Source organism: Empedobacter brevis (assembly GCF_965118635.1).
GTDB classification, from domain to species: Bacteria; Bacteroidota; Bacteroidia; order Flavobacteriales; family Weeksellaceae; genus Empedobacter; species Empedobacter brevis_A.
On sequence record NZ_CBCPHV010000001.1, the window covers coordinates 265,435 to 283,975 of the forward strand.

At 32.8% G+C, this 18,541-nt stretch carries 15 protein-coding genes and 4 tRNA genes; 13 read left to right on the forward strand and 6 right to left on the reverse strand.

The features are described from left to right. Positions 1–59 precede the first annotated feature (59 nt). The 7 genes from dnaE (at position 60) to ACMHJW_RS01295 (ending at position 5,963) form a co-directional block, all read left to right on the forward strand. Entirely contained in the window at positions 60–4,460 is a 4,401-nt protein-coding gene (gene dnaE / locus ACMHJW_RS01265) for a DNA polymerase III subunit alpha (RefSeq protein ID WP_413531630.1), read from the forward strand. A 109-nt stretch (positions 4,461–4,569) separates the two neighbouring features. Next, positions 4,570–4,887 (forward strand): thioredoxin, encoded by a 318-nt coding sequence (gene trxA / locus ACMHJW_RS01270; protein ID WP_413531631.1) that lies wholly within the window; start codon positions 4,570–4,572, stop codon positions 4,885–4,887. Positions 4,888–5,014: 127 nt separating this feature from the next. Further along, positions 5,015–5,091 (forward strand) — tRNA-Asp (locus tag ACMHJW_RS01275). 42 nt (positions 5,092–5,133) lie between these two features. Next, positions 5,134–5,207 (forward strand) — tRNA-Asp (locus ACMHJW_RS01280). Between the two features lie 49 nt (positions 5,208–5,256). Beyond that, positions 5,257–5,330, forward strand: a tRNA-Asp gene (locus ACMHJW_RS01285). A gap of 58 nt (positions 5,331–5,388) precedes the next feature. After that, a tRNA-Asp gene (locus ACMHJW_RS01290) sits at positions 5,389–5,465 on the forward strand. A gap of 87 nt (positions 5,466–5,552) precedes the next feature. Beyond that, the gene (locus ACMHJW_RS01295) at positions 5,553–5,963 is read left to right on the forward strand and encodes an NUDIX hydrolase (RefSeq protein ID WP_413531632.1); all 411 of its coding nucleotides are present in this window, start codon (positions 5,553–5,555) and stop codon (positions 5,961–5,963) included. Positions 5,964–6,254: 291 nt separating this feature from the next. On the opposite strand, the gene ACMHJW_RS01300 is transcribed toward ACMHJW_RS01295, so the two are convergent. After that, complete coding sequence (locus tag ACMHJW_RS01300; protein WP_413531633.1) at positions 6,255–6,830, reverse strand: hypothetical protein; 576 nt, start codon at positions 6,828–6,830, stop codon at positions 6,255–6,257. Between the two features lie 112 nt (positions 6,831–6,942). Here ACMHJW_RS01300 and ACMHJW_RS01305 point away from each other — a divergent pair, with 112 nt between their 5' ends. Beyond that, a complete protein-coding gene (locus ACMHJW_RS01305; RefSeq protein ID WP_413531634.1) occupies positions 6,943–7,674 on the forward strand; it encodes a hypothetical protein in 732 nt (243 codons plus the stop codon). 82 nt (positions 7,675–7,756) lie between these two features. Here the strand turns inward: ACMHJW_RS01305 and ahcY are convergent, their stop codons facing one another. Next, positions 7,757–9,070, reverse strand: coding sequence for an adenosylhomocysteinase (gene ahcY / locus ACMHJW_RS01310; protein ID WP_413531635.1), 1,314 nt, complete (start codon positions 9,068–9,070; stop codon positions 7,757–7,759). A 64-nt stretch (positions 9,071–9,134) separates the two neighbouring features. Here ahcY and ACMHJW_RS01315 point away from each other — a divergent pair, with 64 nt between their 5' ends. After that, a complete protein-coding gene (locus ACMHJW_RS01315) occupies positions 9,135–9,764 on the forward strand; it encodes a 4'-phosphopantetheinyl transferase family protein (RefSeq protein WP_413531636.1) in 630 nt (209 codons plus the stop codon). 7 nt (positions 9,765–9,771) lie between these two features. Here ACMHJW_RS01315 and ACMHJW_RS01320 read toward each other — a convergent pair whose 3' ends face one another. Continuing rightward, positions 9,772–10,212, reverse strand: coding sequence for a DUF3291 domain-containing protein (locus tag ACMHJW_RS01320; RefSeq protein ID WP_413531637.1), 441 nt, complete (start codon positions 10,210–10,212; stop codon positions 9,772–9,774). Between the two features lie 92 nt (positions 10,213–10,304). On the opposite strand from ACMHJW_RS01320, the gene ACMHJW_RS01325 reads away from it, so the two are divergent. From ACMHJW_RS01325 to ACMHJW_RS01340, 4 genes are all read left to right on the forward strand, one after another. Next, positions 10,305–10,664: a winged helix-turn-helix transcriptional regulator gene (locus tag ACMHJW_RS01325; RefSeq protein WP_413531638.1), complete on the forward strand. Its 360-nt coding sequence runs from the start codon at positions 10,305–10,307 to the stop codon at positions 10,662–10,664. 24 nt (positions 10,665–10,688) lie between these two features. After that, a complete protein-coding gene (pnuC, locus tag ACMHJW_RS01330; RefSeq protein ID WP_413531639.1) occupies positions 10,689–11,372 on the forward strand; it encodes a nicotinamide riboside transporter PnuC in 684 nt (227 codons plus the stop codon). Between the two features lie 70 nt (positions 11,373–11,442). Beyond that, positions 11,443–12,147, forward strand: coding sequence for a Bax inhibitor-1 family protein (locus tag ACMHJW_RS01335; protein ID WP_413531640.1), 705 nt, complete (start codon positions 11,443–11,445; stop codon positions 12,145–12,147). A 69-nt stretch (positions 12,148–12,216) separates the two neighbouring features. Further along, the gene (locus ACMHJW_RS01340) at positions 12,217–12,933 is read left to right on the forward strand and encodes a TIGR00730 family Rossman fold protein (RefSeq protein ID WP_413531641.1); all 717 of its coding nucleotides are present in this window, start codon (positions 12,217–12,219) and stop codon (positions 12,931–12,933) included. 55 nt (positions 12,934–12,988) lie between these two features. On the opposite strand, the gene ACMHJW_RS01345 is transcribed toward ACMHJW_RS01340, so the two are convergent. The 3 genes from ACMHJW_RS01345 to ACMHJW_RS01355 form a co-directional block, all read right to left on the reverse strand. Continuing rightward, a complete protein-coding gene (locus tag ACMHJW_RS01345; RefSeq protein WP_413531642.1) occupies positions 12,989–15,796 on the reverse strand; it encodes an alpha-amylase family glycosyl hydrolase in 2,808 nt (935 codons plus the stop codon). An 88-nt stretch (positions 15,797–15,884) separates the two neighbouring features. Beyond that, positions 15,885–16,910 (reverse strand): SusE domain-containing protein, encoded by a 1,026-nt coding sequence (locus ACMHJW_RS01350; protein ID WP_413531643.1) that lies wholly within the window; start codon positions 16,908–16,910, stop codon positions 15,885–15,887. 1 nt (position 16,911) lies between these two features. Continuing rightward, the gene (locus ACMHJW_RS01355) at positions 16,912–18,534 is read right to left on the reverse strand and encodes a RagB/SusD family nutrient uptake outer membrane protein (RefSeq protein WP_413531644.1); all 1,623 of its coding nucleotides are present in this window, start codon (positions 18,532–18,534) and stop codon (positions 16,912–16,914) included. Positions 18,535–18,541: the final 7 nt, after the last annotated feature.

Sequence of the window (18,541 nt, forward strand, 5' to 3'; positions counted from 1 at the left end):
TATCTTAAGAAAATTTTCTATTAAGATTTCGTAAATTTACAGATTCAAACGAAAACTCAATGTACTTAATATACGATACAGAGACAACTGGTCTTCCGAAAGATTGGAACGCTCCTATTTCTGACTCCGACAACTGGCCACGTTGTATACAAATTGCTTGGCAGTTGCACGATGAAATGGGACAAATTATTGAACATCAAGATTATTTGGTTCGTCCAGATGGTTTTGATATTCCGTACGATTCTGAGCGTATTCACGGAATTTCGACTGATTTGGCAACCGAAAAAGGTATTCCATTAAAAGAAGTTTTAGACAAATTCAACGAAGTTTTAGGCAAAGCTAAATTCATAGTAGGACAAAATTTAGGTTTCGATATTAACATTATGGGAGCTGAATTTTATCGTATGAATTATGAAAATAATTTAGCCGAAAAACCTGTTTTAGATACGTGTACAGAAGTTACTGCTGAGTTATTAAAACTTCCTGGTGGTCGTGGAGGACGTTATAAATTACCAACTTTAACAGAGTTGCACCAATATCTTTTTGGTGTTCCTTTTGGTGAAGCGCATAATGCAACGGCCGATGTGGAAGCAACAACACGTTGTTTTTTCGAATTGATTCGTAAAGGTGTTTTTACAAAGAATGAATTAGAAGTTGAGGACGAATATTTTGTTCGATTTAATGAAATTAATCAAACAAATATTCAACCAGTTGGATTGAATCACATCAATCTTAAAAAAGCTTCTCAAGAAATTGCCAAAGCAAAAGCCAAAGAAGGAGGTCATGATGAGGTAATAGAAATTTCGGAAGAAGTTTTAAAACAGTTTGAGAAAGCAAAATTTGCGCATTTACATAATCACACACAATTCTCTATTTTACAATCAACAATTTCTGTAAACGATTTGGTAAGTGCTGCGGCTAAAAATAAAATGCCTGCAGTTGCTATTACCGATCATGGAAATATGATGTGTGCTTTTCACTTCAATGCCGCTGTTCAGAATCATAACAAAGCAGCAAAAGAAAAGAATGCAGAATTAATTGAAGAAGGAAAAGAACCAACAGAAGTCATAATCAAGCCAATTATTGGTTCGGAGTTTTTTGTTTGTGAAAATCATTTAGATAAAACCAAAAAAGATAATGGTTATCAAATTGTTGTTTTTGCTAAGAATAAAAATGGTTATCATCATTTGGCAAAAATGGCATCGAAAGCATATACAGATGGTTTTTATTATGTTCCTCGAATTGATAAATCAATTATCGAAGAATATAAAGAAGATTTAATTGTTTTATCTGGAAATTTACAAGGTGAAATTCCAAATAAAATTTTAAATCTTGGTGAAAAGCAAGCAGAAGAAGCATTGCTTTGGTGGAAAGACCAATTTGGTGACGATTTTTACATCGAGTTGATGCGTCACGGACAAGAAGACGAAGATCGTGTCAACCAAACTTTACTTGCATTTGCACGTAAGCACAATGTAAAAGTTGTCGCGACAAATAATACATATTACATCAATCAAGACGATTCTAATGCGCATGATATTTTATTGTGTGTACGCGATGCCGAAAAACAATCGACGCCGATTGGTCGTGGTCGTGGATTCCGTTTTGGTTTACCAAATCAAGAATATTATTTCAAATCGGAAGCAGAAATGAAACAATTGTTTCAAGATATTCCCGAAGCAATTATTAATATTCAAGATGTTATTGATAAAATAGAAGAATACACACTTTATCGTGATGTATTACTTCCAAAATTTGATATTCCCGAAGAGTTTCATCATGCAGAAGATGATGAAGATGGAGGGAAAAGAGGAGAGAATGCTTATTTAAGAGATTTAACTTACAAAGGAGCCGAAAGACGTTATTCCGAGATTACAGACGAAATTAGGGAACGTATCGACTTTGAGTTAACAACGATTGAAAAAACAGGTTATCCAGGTTATTTCTTGATTGTTCAAGACTTTATTGCGGCAGCTCGCGAAATGGGAGTTTCTGTTGGTCCTGGTCGTGGTTCTGCTGCGGGTTCTGCTGTAGCATATTGTTTAGGAATCACCAATTTAGATCCTATTCAATACGATTTACTTTTTGAGCGTTTCTTAAATCCCGATCGTGTTTCCATGCCAGATATTGATATCGACTTTGATGACGAAGGTCGATCTTTGGTAATGGATTATGTGATTGATAAATATGGAGCAAATCAAGTAGCACAGATTATTACGTATGGAACAATGGCCGCAAAATCTTCGATTAAAGATACTGCGCGTGTATTAGATTTACCATTATTTGATGCGAATCGTGTTGCAGGATTAATTCCAAACATGAAATTATCTAAAATCTTTAATTTAGATGATAATGCATTAAAAGGAGCATTAAAACCAGAAGAATTTGATGCTGTAAGCGAATTAAAACGTTTATCAAACGGAAATGATTTAGCTGCCGAAACTATTCAACAAGCCAAGATATTAGAAGGTTCTGTTCGTAACACAGGGATTCATGCATGTGGAGTAATTATTACGCCAGATGATATCACGAATTTCGTTCCTGTAACCACGGCGAAGGATTCCGATTTATACGTAACTCAGTTTGATAACTCAGTTGCCGAAAGTGCAGGATTATTAAAGATGGACTTTTTGGGGTTGAAAACTTTAACCTTGATTAAGGATACAATCAAATTGGTAAAAGCAAGAACTGGAATAGATATTAATCCCGATGAAATTCCTATTGATGACGAAAAGACATATGAACTTTTCCAGCGTGGAGAAACGGTAGGGGTTTTCCAATACGAATCGCCAGGAATGCAAAAATATATGAAGGATTTGCGTCCAACAGTTTTTGCGGATCTAATTGCCATGAATGCCCTTTATCGTCCAGGTCCTATCGAATATATTCCATCATTCGTACGTCGTAAAAATGGGGAAGAACCTATTCAGTACGATTTAGATGCAATGGAAGAATACTTGTCAGAAACGTACGGAATTACAGTTTATCAGGAGCAAGTAATGTTGCTTTCGCAAAAATTAGCAGGTTTCTCGAAAGGTGATGCCGATGTTTTGCGTAAAGCAATGGGGAAAAAGCAGAAAGCGGTTCTAGATAAAATGAAACCAAAATTTATTGCTCAAGCATCAGAAAAAGGACACGATCCTAAGATTTTGGAAAAAGTTTGGACAGACTGGGAAGCCTTTGCATCTTATGCCTTCAATAAATCGCACTCAACATGTTATGCGTGGGTTGCCTATCAAACAGCTTATCTCAAAGCACATTATCCTGCCGAATATATGGCAGCCGTGCTTTCGAATAATATGAATGATATCAAACAGGTTACATTTTTCATGGAAGAATGTAAACGAATGGGATTAACAGTTCTTGGACCAGATATCAATGAGTCGATTACGAAATTTAACGTAAACGAAAATTATGAAATCCGTTTCGGAATGGGAGCTGTAAAAGGTGTTGGGCAAGCTGCTGTAAACTCTATTATCTCCGAACGAGAGAAAAATGGTCCATTCAAAGATATTTACGATTTTGTAAAACGTGTAGAATTAAGAACGGTTAACAAAAAAACAATCGAAAATCTTGTTTTAGCAGGTGGTTTCGATTCGTTTGAGTTTCATCGTGGTCGTTATTTCTTTATCGAGAATACAACAACAAATCTTGAGAAGTTAATCAAATACGGAGCAAATTATCAAGAACAGAAAAACTCTTCTCAAACTTCTTTATTCGGAGATTTCGGAGGAGATTCTACCATAGAAGATGTTGTTCCAATGTTGCCAGATTGCGAAAAATGGAACATGTTGCAGCGCTTGTCAAAAGAAAAAGAAGTTGTTGGGATTTATATTTCCTCACATCCTTTGGACGATTTCAAGCACGAATTGCGAATGGCTTCAAATTGTAGTATTTCTGATATTAATACCAATGAAGATAACTTCATTAACAAAGAAGTTTCCATTTGTGGAATGATGTCGAATATTCAACACAGAATCGCGAAAAACGGAAATGAATTTGGAATTTTTACCTTTAGCGATTACACCGATTCAATGGACATTATGGTTTTTGGAAGCGATTACATGAAATACAGACATTTTATGCAAGAAAACATGTTCTTGAATTTGAAATTGAATATCACCAAAAAAGAATTCAAAGACAAAGAAGGAAATGTAACGCAAGGACGTGTGTATAAGAACATCACGAATATTTTATTGTTGAATGAAATTGTTGAAAAACAAGCCGAAAAAATGACGGTTAAAATTGAAGTACCAGAATTTTCGCAAGAAACATTCAACAAATTATCCGATATCATGTTCAAATATCAAGGCGATAAATTACTAAAAATACAGTTGATAGATCCTAAAGATTATTTGAATAATTTAGATTTACCAGCAAGTAAAATCAAAATTAATATATGTAGAGATTTATTGCAAGAATTAGATGAATTGCAGGAAATTACATTCAAACTGAATTAATTATTCGTTTAATCTATTGAATAATTGATAGATATTATGGATGAAATTTTTCCACAATAAAATTTTATGTAGATTTGTAAACTTAAGATTAGATAAAAAATATAAGATTATGGCATTAGAAGTAACAGACGCATCATTTGCATCAGATATTATAGAGTCAGGTAAACCTGCAATGGTTGATTTTTGGGCTGTTTGGTGTGGTCCTTGTAGAATGGTTGGTCCAGTTGTGGAAGAAATTGCTACAGAATATCAAGGAAAAGCAGTTATTGGTAAAGTTGACGTAGATACAAACCAAGAAATTGCAGCAAAATATGGAATCCGTAATATTCCTACAATTTTATTCTTCAAAAACGGAGAAGTTGTGGATAAAGTTGTCGGAGTTGTTCCAAAAGAGCAATTAGTAGAAAAATTAAACGCGATTTTATAATAAATTAAATCGTTGATTTTGAAATAAAAGAATCTTGGAACGAAATTTTCCGAGATTTTTTTTGCAAAAAGTTTAGGATTTATCAGAAATCCACCTATATTTGCAATCCGAAATCGATACAGATTTTGATCCGGTAGTTCAGTTGGTTAGAATACTTGCCTGTCACGCAAGTGGTCGCGGGTTCGAGTCCCGTCCGGATCGCCAAAAGTTTCGTTCTTTTACAATAATATATTTTTTATAATTTCTGATCCGGTAGTTCAGTTGGTTAGAATACTTGCCTGTCACGCAAGTGGTCGCGGGTTCGAGTCCCGTCCGGATCGCAATTTTTTATAAAAATTCATAAAAAATATATTTAATTTATAATTTTCTGATCCGGTAGTTCAGTTGGTTAGAATACTTGCCTGTCACGCAAGTGGTCGCGGGTTCGAGTCCCGTCCGGATCGCATCTATTTCTTTTTCTATTTTAGAGTGATTGAAAATTATAAATAAAAAAAACAAACTGATCCGGTAGTTCAGTTGGTTAGAATACTTGCCTGTCACGCAAGTGGTCGCGGGTTCGAGTCCCGTCCGGATCGCCAACATATAGCTTCACATATTTATTGTGGAGCTTTTTTTTTGCACTAAACTTTCCACACGCTACATTTGTATCCCAATAAATAATAAGAATGAATCATATTTATTTGGTAAACGCTTTAGTAACAGACCAAGCAGGAAGAATGTTAGCAGTTAGAAAAAAGAATTCAAAATTTTTTCAGATGGTTGGCGGAAAAAGCGAAAAAGACGAAGAACCACTCCACACGCTTCGACGAGAATTTTTAGAAGAAATTAATATAGATATTCTATTGCATGATGTGTCATTTTTAGGCAAACATTCTACTAGCGCAGTAAATGAAGAAAATACTCAAGTACATGCAAATGTATTTCATGTCAAATTAAATGCATTAGAAACGCTTAGAATTGCTTCTGAGATAGAAGAAATGGCATGGATAACCAAAGAAGATTATCATACCTATCAACTTGCGCATTTATTAGAAGAATTTAGCTTGCCGATTTGGTTAGAAAAAAAAGATTTGTAATGTTTGCAGAACTTCCAACGCTAGAAATAATCCAATTGTAATGTTCGCCAATAGGATTTTATTCCAAACAGGTCTATTTGTAATGTTTGCCAATAGGATTTTATTATAAACAGGTCTATTTGTAATGTTCGCCAATAGGATTTTATTCCAAACGAGTCTATTTGTACTATTCGCCAACAAGATTTTACAAAAAACATTGATTTCGAAATAGCTAAAAAAATAAATAAAAAAAACTGTCACCAAAATAGTTCATGTTTTAGGACAGTTTTTTATATATAAAGTATTCTTTATTTAGCGAGGAGTTCCCCAACCCCAAGGAGCAGGAGGAGCAGGAATTTCTTTTGATAAATCGAAATAGATATTGAAAGGATTTTTCGAGCCTGGCTTTTGCAAATTATAACTAAACGTCTTATCGTCTAGCGTAATCCACCAAATATTAGTCGAGGCATAATCTATCATACTTGCCGTTTCCTGATCGGCAGGAAACATTTGGAAATCTTTGAAACCATAATTGCTGTTTGTACCACCGTAATAGGTTACTTTTTCTGAAGTTCCGTTTTCGTGTCTGTGGTCGTGTTTTAGCGTTATTACATCGTTTTTTTTGGTCAGAACCCATGTTCTCGAATAATTATCGCCAACATTGAAAGGGATTTTTATTTCGTTTTCAGTACAGCTTTTTACGTGCATAGTCAATTTTTTGCCTGCAAAATCATCGCGTGTAATATGTTCGGCTAGTTTGCCTTCGTAGGCTTTGCTACAATGTTTTTTTAGGTTTTCCCAGAATATTTCGGATGGTTTTTGGGTTTGCGCAAATAGGGAAGAACAGCCAATGAAAAGAAAGCTAAGTTGTAAAAATTTTTTAATCATAATTTGTGATAAATATTAATTAATAAGGTTTTAAAGATAAACTTTTTAAAATGGATAGATTTCTGTTCTGAATTTTTAATGTACTTTAGAGATTTAAAATCAGACATAAACCATGAAAAAAATCTATTTTTTTACTTTTATTTTACTTGCTAATTTTTCTTTGGGGCAAGAGAAAGCTTATCGCTTTTTATACGATTTTCATCAGGATACAAAATTAGATAAGGCCGAGAATCCGAATATATCTTCTGATGATTATGTGGTTATTGTAGCGGAGCTAAATAAGTCGTATGAGGTAGAGGTGATGGCAAATACATCTTTCTCGTTTGTGAAATTGGTAGAGAAAATAAACAATGAACAAAACAAATCGTTTATAAAAATAGAGCCAGAACCGAAATGGTTGTTAAATGATTTTGTTTCTGATGCCTCTTTCAAATATTCAGATTTTGGAACTACTTACTTTAAAGATTCTATCCAGACACTTTCTGTATTACCAACACGAAATTCTAAAAAAGTTTTAGGGCTAGATGCAAAGGAATTTATTGCAGAGGATGCTTCTTTTAATTATCGTTTTTGGTTGGTGAAGTATAAAAATCTTACGGTGAGTCCTCTAAATTTTCAGTTCAAAGATTATATTCTTGTCGAAGCTGAGGTTGTAAATAAGAAACCTAAGGATTCTAAAACTAGTTCTGAGCGAAAGGTAACTTATCTTTTGAAGAACATGGACGAGCAATCTTCTTTTGATTTTAATACGTTGATTCCTAAAAAGGTGATGACGAAATTAGAATTGGATAATATGTTGAAAAAAGCGAATGATCATCTAAATAATGAGGTGGATAAAGATTAATAAAAAAGCCCTCGCTTGTTCAGGGCGAGGGCATATAGTTAAGTGTTTTTTTTTTCAAATAAAAGTTCTGAATTAAAATTAATTAATATCTATAATATTCTGGTTTAAAAGGTCCTTCAACCGTTACACCAATGTATTCTGCTTGTTCTTGAGATAAAACTTCTAATTCTACTCCTAATTTAGCTAAATGTAATTCTGCTACTTTTTCATCTAAACGCTTAGGTAAAGTATATACTTCGTTTTTGTAAGCTGATGAGTTTGTCCACAATTCGATTTGAGCTAAAGTTTGGTTAGAGAAAGAGTTTGACATCACGAAAGAAGGGTGTCCTGTAGCACAACCTAAGTTAACTAAACGACCTTCTGCTAAAACGATGATATCATTTCCGTTGATATTGTACATATCAACTTGAGGTTTGATTTCTGTTTTAGTTGCTCCGTAAGTTGAGTTTAACCAAGCCATATCGATTTCGTTATCGAAGTGACCAATGTTACAAACAACAGTTTTGTCTTTCATTTTCTCGAAATGCTCTGCACGTACAATACCAAAGTTACCAGTAGTTGTAATAATGATATCAGCGTTTCCTACAACTGTATCTAAACGTTTTACTTCGTAACCATCCATAGATGCTTGTAAAGCACAAATAGGGTCGATTTCTGTTACCGTTACAATAGCGCCAGCACCACGGAAAGAAGCCGCTGTACCTTTACCAACATCACCGTATCCACAAACTACAACACGTTTACCAGCGATCATTAAGTCAGTAGCACGTTTGATAGCATCTACTGCAGATTCGCGACATCCGTATTTGTTGTCGAATTTAGATTTTGTTACAGAATCATTTACATTAATTGCAGGCATAGGCAATGTACCTTTTTCCATTCTTTCGTAAAGACGGTGTACACCTGTAGTTGTTTCTTCTGATAATCCTTTGATCTCAGCAACCAATTCTGGGTAACGATCAATCACCATATTCGTTAAATCTCCACCATCATCTAAAATCAAGTTTAATGGTTTGCGATCTTCTCCGAAGAATAATGTTTGCTCGATACACCAATCGAATTCCTCTTCGTTCATCCCTTTCCAAGCATACACAGGAATACCAGCAGCAGCAATTGCAGCAGCAGCATGATCTTGTGTAGAGAAAATATTACATGAAGACCATGTAACATCAGCTCCTAAAGCTACTAACGTTTCGATTAATACTGCAGTTTGGATTGTCATGTGTAGACAACCTGCAATGCGAGCACCTTTCAATGGTTGAGTTGCTTTATACTCTTCACGGATAGCCATTAACCCAGGCATTTCTGCCTCAGCCAACGTAATTTCCTTTCTTCCCCACTCAGCTAAAGAAATATCTTTAACTTTGTATGGAATGTATTGCGTTTTTGTATCCATCAATTGATATATTTAACTAACTTTTTATAAGGGACAAATTTACAAACTAATTTCGATTAATAAAATGCCTATCATCGATTATATTAACGATTTTAAACATACGCGTATTATAACGTGGAATGTGACAGAATCTAATGAGGAATTGCTAGAATATCTTGATTTAGAAGATTATAGAATGGAAAAATATAGAAATCTTCGACCTAAACAGGCTAGGGAATATCTTGGGTTGCGTGCTTGTCTAAAGGAATTGGATTTGGATTATGATGTAAATTACGATGAACGTGGAAAGCCTTTTTTACCTACGAATAAAGAAATTTCTATCACGCATTCCTATGGTTTGGTTGCTGTTGGTGTAAGCGAATATAATATTGGGATTGATATAGAATTGTCGCGACCAAAAAAGATTCTAAATATCAAACATAAATTTGCGCGTCCAGATGAATTGGTTTGGATTCCGAAAGAACATGAGATTGAATATCTGCATATTATTTGGGGAATGAAAGAAGGTTTGTACAAATTGAATGGTGGAAATCTTTGGAATTTCTTGAATCATTATCGTGCTGAAGAGTTTGAATTGATAGAGAATAAACAATTTATTTGTTGGATTTCGGATGATGTAAAATCTCGAAAATATCATGCTTTTTATAAGAAAATAGAAGATTATTATTTGGTTTGGGTGTTGGATTATGAATAGATTAAAGTTATAAATAATATCTTTTTTTGAAACTGAAAGCATAATCGGTTTCTTTATTTTTTTGTAAATAATCTAATCTTTCTACCGCTTCTTGGATAGTTGGAAAGTCATTATTTTTTATCCACCATAATGCATAATGAGCTTCACCATATTTTGAGAACCATTCTTTTCGTCTTTTTAAAAAATCGGTATGAAATGTTCGATAAGTGAAATTCTGAAGTGATTCTATATCTTCCCAAACAGAAATGTTAATGATAATTTGTTCATCATGGTAAGGGTTAAATTCTGTTGCATTATTGGTTTCGTCTTTTAGTCTCCATATAAAACCATCACTATTTTCTGCAAGTTGATTTACATGTTCAAGGTTATCTACAAATTCTTTCATAATCGGATCGTTAATATTAATTCCGATCATTTTTGCAATATTTATTTGGGCTAATTGGTACATCGTTTAATTTTTAAATTATATACTTGTAAATGTATTGAGTAAATTATACAGAGTCAATAACTATTATTTATGGTAGTTTAAAAATTAAACAAATGGAAGATTCTTGCAATATAAATTATATTAAATATAAATCGAAAGAATATCCATGTGCAACAAGTTTTGTAATGGATTTGATTGGAGGAAAGTGGAAAACCGTTATTTTATGTCAATTAAAAAATAAGGAAAAAAGATTCAATGTATTAAGAAAAGAATTATCATTTATAACCGAATCTACTTTGAGTTTGCAGTTGAAACAATTAGAAGAAGATGGTTTAATCATAAAAACGATTTATGGAGAAAAACCTCCTTTAAAAGTGATTTATAAATTATCAGAATTAGGAGCTTCTTTTATGCCAATTTTAGAGGAAATAAATACTTACGGAAAGAAAATTTTAAAGGATAATAAATTTTGAACTCAGAACCCATCATTTTAGTATATGAACGATTTTATTGATTATATCATTCTACCTTACAAAACGTATTCAACGCTGAATATTATTCTTGAAACGATTGCAACGCTATTCGGAATTATTTCGGTTTATTATACTTATAAACGTAATATTTTAGTTTATCCAACAACGATTATTTCGACCTTTATTTTCATTTATTTATTTTTTAATTGGGGATTATATGGCGAAACAATTATTAATGTCTATTATACTTCGATGGCTATTTATGGTTGGGTTTTATGGCAAAAAAACTTAGAAGAAGATCATCGACATGTCGATGTTTCGTGGGCTTCGAGAAAAGAATATATTTATACAATTTTACTATTTGTGTTGAGTTTTCTATTTGTTTTGATGATTTATTATTTCCGTCCTGTTATTCAAAATGGTTTTGATGTTGGTTTTATCGATCAATGCAGATTTCATTACACAAAAATAGATTTTATAGATGCTTCGACAACTGCCATTTTTTTGATTGGAATGTGGATGATGGCAAGAAGAAAGATTGACAATTGGTTTTTTTGGATTATAGGAGATTTAATTATGATTCCGTTAATGATTTACAAAGGAGCAGTTATCACTTCTGTACAATATATTGTTTTATTGATTTTATCATTTATAGGTTTAATTGATTGGATCAAATCAGCGAGAAATTCCCAAAAAATAGTGAGTTAAGAAATAATTTTAATTTAGTATTTTAGCAACAATTATAAATTGAAAATAACAATCTAAATAGAATAACGATATGGAGAATCAACAAGTGTATCAACAGAATCAATTGGTTGCAGAAGCAACAAGCTTAGAAAGAGCAAATTTTTATAAACATACTTACGGACATGTTGCTGGAGGAGTTTTGGTATTTGTATTAATCGAATCTTTGATGCTAAAATCAGAAGCTTTGGTTAATTTCATGTTAAGTTTAACTTCTGGATATCTTTGGCTTGTTTTATTAGCTGGTTTCATGGGAATTACATGGGTTGCTCAAAAAATGGCTTATGGATCTGTTTCGAAATCGAAACAATATTTAGGTTACTTTTTATACATCGTAGCAGAAGCATTAATCTTTGTTCCGATGCTTTATATTGCATTATATTATGGAGGAACATATGTTATAAAACAAGCTGCAGTTGTAACAGGTGGATTATTTATAGGATTATCTGCAATTGTATTTTTAACAAAAGCAGATTTCTCAATTTTGAGAGGAGCTTTAACAATAGGATTTTTCTTAGCAATAGGATTGGTTATCGCTGGAATGCTATTTGGTTTTGATTTAGGCTTATGGTTTTCAGTAGCAATGTGTGCTTTAGCTGGAGGAGCGATTTTATACAATACACACCAATTAAAATATGAATTTGGAACACAACAATATGTAGCAGCGGCATTGTCGTTATTTGCTTCATTAATGTTATTATTCTGGTATATTTTAAGAATTTTTATGAGTAGAGATTAATTATTAGCAATAATAAATTTGTATATTGAACCGTAACATTTTTGTTACGGTTTTTTTATTTAAAATACTATGACAGATAAAGAAAAGGAAGACGATAGAATACAATCTCCATTTCGGCCAAAAGATTGGAATGAGATTAGAATAAATGATTCTTGGGCATTGTTCAAGATTATGGCAGAGTTTGTAAATGGTTACGAAGTAATGTCAAAAATAGGACCTTGTGTTTCTATTTTTGGTTCGGCAAGAACTTCACCAGATCATCCATATTATATTTTAGCAGAAGACATTGCTTATCGATTAACGCAAATAGGTTTTGGCGTGATTACTGGTGGCGGTCCTGCTATTATGGAAGCTGCAAATAAAGGAGCTCAGAAAGGAGGCGGAACTTCTGTTGGATTGGGAATAACATTACCTTTCGAAACAGAATTGAATAAATATATCGATCGCGAATATGAAATTAATTTCGATTATTTCTTTGCACGAAAAGTAATGTTTGTGAAATATTCGCAAGGGTTTATAGGAATGCCAGGAGGTTTTGGAACGTTAGATGAATTGTTTGAATCGATGACTTTGGTACAAACAAAGAAAACTGGTCGTTTTCCAATTGTATTAGTCGGAATTGAATATTGGTCAGGTTTAATTGATTGGATCAAAGAAACCGTTTTGAGAGAAGGTTATATTTCAGAAAAAGATTTGGATCTTTTCCGTTTGGTTGATACAGCAGAAGAAGCTGTTGCTCATATCAAGAATTTCTATGAGAAGAATAATATTAGACTTAATTTTTAAGCAACAAAAAACCTCATCCATTGATGAGGTTTTTTTATTTCATAAAGAATGATAATTATTGTTTAATTAATTTAGACGTTCCAATTTTTCCATTTTTAGCTTCAATATCAAGAATGTAGATACCTTTTGGTAATTCCTTGATATTAAATTGATGTATTGCTGAAAAATTTCCTGAAAATTCTTTGACCAACTTTCCTGATAAATCATAAATTTTTACTTTTTCTGAATTAATATTTAATGAAAAAGAGGAAGAAACTGGATTGGGAGTAACAGAAATTTTTTCTGAATTAACCTCAATATTATCTGTTGATAAATTTGCTTTTGCATTTCCGAAAATTCTGAATTCACCTGGATTTAGATTAATTGTAAACGATGAATTTGTATTGGTTACATTCAGCGTTGTTTCGTCCATTAAATTGTACCAATTTCCTACAAATGGAAAAAGTGGCGCAATTGCTTGAGTGCTTGTAGTAAAGTTTGCAATCACAATAACTTCGTATAAATCAGAAGTTGATAATAATTTATTTGTAATCTGAATACGAGGTTTTAAATCGCCAGATGTAATCGTATAATTATCAGTATCGAAAACTTTGTTGTTTAATTTAAGTCCAATAATTTTTGCCCAAACATCATAAACAGATTTTCTATCTGTATTTGTTAAATAACCAATTTCGCTTGGAATTGGTTTTGGATTGGTGCGACATCCGTCACTATTTGTCCCATCTTGACAATGATTAATCGAGTAATCGTATCCTAATTCTCCGAATTGCCACAACATTTTAGGACCAGGAATTGTAAATAAAACTGCACCAAGAGCTTTTTGTCTTTCTAAAGAAGTTTTTAAATCTTTTACATTATATGTTCCTGAAGATGCACCATATTGTAAATTCTTGTACATCATTCTTTCTTCATCATGACTTTCTGCGTAGGCAACCAAATGTTTTTTCGTAAAACCTTTTACAATATGTTTCAACCAATCAAAGTTACTATCTGAAGTATATCCCATTGTATTCTGATTGAAATTATTCGTCGCTTTACCCCAAAGCATAATTCCTTTCCCTTCGTTAATCCGATAATTCGCCCATTCTGTTTCTTCTTGCGCTGATCCATTATTTCCTAAGTGCTCAAAAATGATGTAAGAATTTGGATCAATAGCCCATTGCATATCAGCATATTTTTTTAAAATTGCTACACGATCAGCTTGATATCCGTTTGTACAAGTTTCATCAGAAGGTGAACAATTTTGTGTAAATCCTTTTGTTAAATCCCATCTAAATCCATCAATTTTGAACTCTTCAATCCAATGTTTTAATGTACGTTGCACATAATTTTGAGTTGGTGTTAATTGATGATTTAAATCGTAACCAACGTTGTAACTATGTTTTGCGGTTTGATTAACATAAGGATTTGTAGCGGTTGGTTCTCCAAAACCATCTCCATCAGGATCGTTCATCCACATTCTAATCAACGGAGATCGTCCATAAACGTGATTTAAAGCAACATCTAAAATGATTGAAATTCCATTTTGATGACATAAATCGATGAATTCTTTCATTTTATCTGCTGGTCCATAAGCTTTATCCAAAGCAAGATGATAAGCGGTATTATAACCCCAAGAAATATTTCCTTCAAACTCCATGACAGGCATCACTTCGATTGCGTTGATGTTTAATTTTTTGAAATAATCAAAATCATCAATTAAAGATTGCCATGTTTTTGTCGAATTGAAATCACGAATTAATAATTCGTAAATCATCAAATTCTCTTTATTTGGTCGAACAAAATTGGAAACTTTCCAATTGTATTTTGCTTGATTTGTTTGTAAAACCGAAACTTCAAATTGTTGCTCAGTAGGATATATAGGCATATTTGGATAAGTTGCAGCAGTAATATACGGATCATCATAAGGCGATAAAACTAAAGTCGAATAAGGATCGGCAGTTTTGATTCCATCACTTGTACGGTATTGAAAAGTATAGATTTCATTAGCTTTAAGATTAGATAATTCAATCCAATATAAATCTTTGTTTGTTGTATCACGATTCATCACATATTGATCTGAAAGTTGCCAATTATTGAAACTTCCAATCACATGAATAAACTCTTTTTGTGGTGCGTATAAAACCAAATATGCTTTTGAAGAATCATTATCCAAGTAATTAATTCCCTCATGTAAATTGGATGGAATTGCCACATCTTTCACTGTTGGTTTGATATTAACTGTAAATGATTTACTTATCGTTTGACCATTAAAAGTTGCATTTAATGTATAATTCTGATTTTGTGAAATGGTATAATTTTTATCAAAAGATGTTGAATTATTTAATACATCAATTTGAGTTCCGTAGGCAGTTAATGTCCAATTAGCAGATTTTGTAGCTGTCGCTTTGATGTTAAAACTTGTTCCTGAAGAAACATTTGTAATTGAATTTCCGAGCGGATTAGCTAAAGTAACTTTGAAAGAACCTACCGAAATAGAAAGATCCGTAGTTTGTTGTTTTCCATCTGCACTTCTAAAAACAATATTTATTGCAGTAATATTTTTAAAAGTATCAACTCCATAGAATTGATAAATAGAATTCGGAATTTCTAACTTATAGGTTGATCCAGAAACGAAAGTTAATTTGGGTTGAGTAGTATTATTTCCCCAACTTCCTATTACATTTTCCCATTGTTTTCCATCGATAGTTACGCCTGTATGCGCATAAATATCTCCCGAATAATTGGCAAGACCTGTTCCTGTTTTATCAAAGTTTATCACAACAGCTTGGTTTGCTTCGGGCGGTGAAGGTGTTGTTGTAATTTGTGCTTTGGTAAAAGATATTACCATTAAAAGCATCAAAATAGATAGAATGTTTTTCATGTTTTGTGTGGTTTAAAAAAAAAGCCATTAAAAAAAGTAATTGAATTTTAATGGCTTTTAAAAAATTAATTGTTGATGAGAAAAAATTTTATTGAGCTTCTACTGTATAAGTTTTCTTTGTGAAATTAGCTGTGATTTTATATTTTCCAGCTTTTATTTTGATGTTAGCTCCGTCTTTATCTGTTAACTCTCCTGTGTTGCTTGTACCACCATAGTTTGTTCCCCAATCATTATTTAAACGGAATTTAAATTCTCCATCTTTTAATGTTGTGGTAATAGTCCAAGCATCTAAAGTTCCATCATAAGATAATTTTTGGTCTGGACCATCCCATCCGTTTGCTGTAGCGTCACCTACTAATCCCCAAGAATAGTTATCTAATTTATAAGTTAGATTTGTTAAGTCCATAGTTATCTTGTAAGTACTAGCATCTACTGCGATGTTTTTACCTCCTTTTTCAAGTTTTCCATTCGATCCACCATAATCTAACTCCCATTTGTTGTCTTGACGGAATTTGATTTCACCACCTTTTAAATCTGTGTACGCTACAAATACATTTGTAACATCAGTTTTCCAAAATGGAACGTCTGGTCCGTCCCAACCGTTAGGAGCGGCAGAACCAACAACACCCCAATTTGTAGATAAATCTGTTGGGTATGGCGTTACTTTTAATGTATTTACATTAGAAATTAATTGTTGAGAACCAGGAGTACCAACTGTAGAAACAATACGATATTCTATCTCTCCTTCTTTAAAAGGTTCTAATCCTAAAGCAATAACTGCTAAATTCAATTCTTTTACGGTAACATCAGCAGTTAATGTTGAAGTTGAAGTAAGAACTTGATGATTTTTAAAATTATCTCCTTTGATATCAATTTGTAATTCATATTTAGGAGGAGTATTTGTTCCATAATTTGCAGCACTCCAATTAAACGTCATTGCTGTGTTTGCAGCATTTTCTTCTAACAATTCAATTGTTGATGAAGCAGGCGTTTCTACTTTCGGTGCAACAAAAGTTGAAGGATCTAATTTGATGATATCTTCATCATCGTTACATGCGCTTAAGGCAAAAATACTCGCACAAGCTAACGAAATATATTTTATAAAATTTTTCATCTTAATAACCTGGATTTTGAGTTAAGTTAGAGTTTACAGCTAAAGCATTAAATGGAATTGGATAGATGTTTCTGTGAGCATCAACATTCATTCCGTTTGCAATTCCACCTTTGAAAGGCCAGTTGTAATTATTTGTGAATCGGTTGAAACGAATTAAATCAGTTCTACGAGTTCCTTCCCAATACATTTCGCGAGAACGTTCTGCTAAAATGAAGTCTAAATTAATAGAGCTTACATTTCCAGATGTATTTCCGTAAGCACGCTCGCGCAATTTATTTACATAAGTTAAAGCAACACCAGTGTCTCCACCGCCTCTCAAAGCAGCTTCTGCATAGTTAAGATACATTTCTGCAACACGGAAAATTGGAATATCTACATCTGCATGTTCTCCAGTGTCGTTGTTACCATTTTTACCATCAGATTTTTTGTTTGAGAATTTTGTAATAGCATATCCTTGTTTAAACTCAGAAACAGTTTCAATTTCGAAAGTTTGTCCATCAGAATGAAACATTGCACGTTTATCTTTCCATGCAGTTGGATTGCCGGCAGAATTACTCTGAGAAACTGCACTTGAAAATTGGTTTACTAATGCTTTTGTAGTACGAGGACCTCCCCAACCACCATTTACACCAAAATCTGCAGGAGCCATAGTGCCACCAATTTTTGATTTTACAATAAATGTTGCTCCACCATAAGTTGTAGAATAGCGACCATCAAAATTGATTGCAAAAATATTTTCGTTTTGCGCTCCATTTGTATCATTATCGGCTAAGAATAATTCGTCGTATGCAGAACCGTTATTGTTTTTGTCAACAGTGTTTAAAACATATCCTGATTCGATTGCTTTTTTAGAATATTCTGCAGCTTCTTTGTATTTGTTTTGACTAACATATACTTCAGAATTTAAATACAAGCGAGATAATAATGCATAAGCTGCAACTTTATCTACTCGTCCATATTCGTTTGTTCTTGCATCTGCTAATTGAGTTTCTAGATCTTTTAATTCAGATTCTACAAAAGTATAAATCTCTTGGCGATTGCTTTGTTTTGGTAATTCTAATGATATTTTTGTAACCAAAGGAACATTTGCATATAAATCCATTAAATTGTAATATGCATAAGCACGAATAAAGCGAGCTTCAGCAACAAATTTTTTCACTTCTGCATCAGTTTCTGCTAATTTTTCTGCTTTTTCGATAAAAGAGTTAGAGAAAGAAACAGTTTGTGCTAAACGAAAGTACATTGCTTCTACGAAAGGATTACTTGCTCCCCAATCCATTGCGTGTAAGTTTGGTAATCCAGCATCTCCCCAACCCACAATTGCTTCGTCAGTTGTTAATTCATTTAAATAAAACATCAAACGTGTATATTGAGAAGTACCTTCGTCAACTCCAACAATATCAGGTTGACCTGCAGGACCTTCTTGTCCTGTAAGAGAAAGAGAAGCGTAAATTTTACCTAACGCAGCTTTTGCTTCTTGAGGATTAGAAAAAACTTGATTTTCTGTTACCATATCAGGATCAATTGGATCTAAATTCAAATCATCATGGCAAGATGTTAAGGTGAATAATGAAAAAATTCCAATTAATGCTATTTTGTTAATATTGAATATGTTTAATTTCATTTTTATA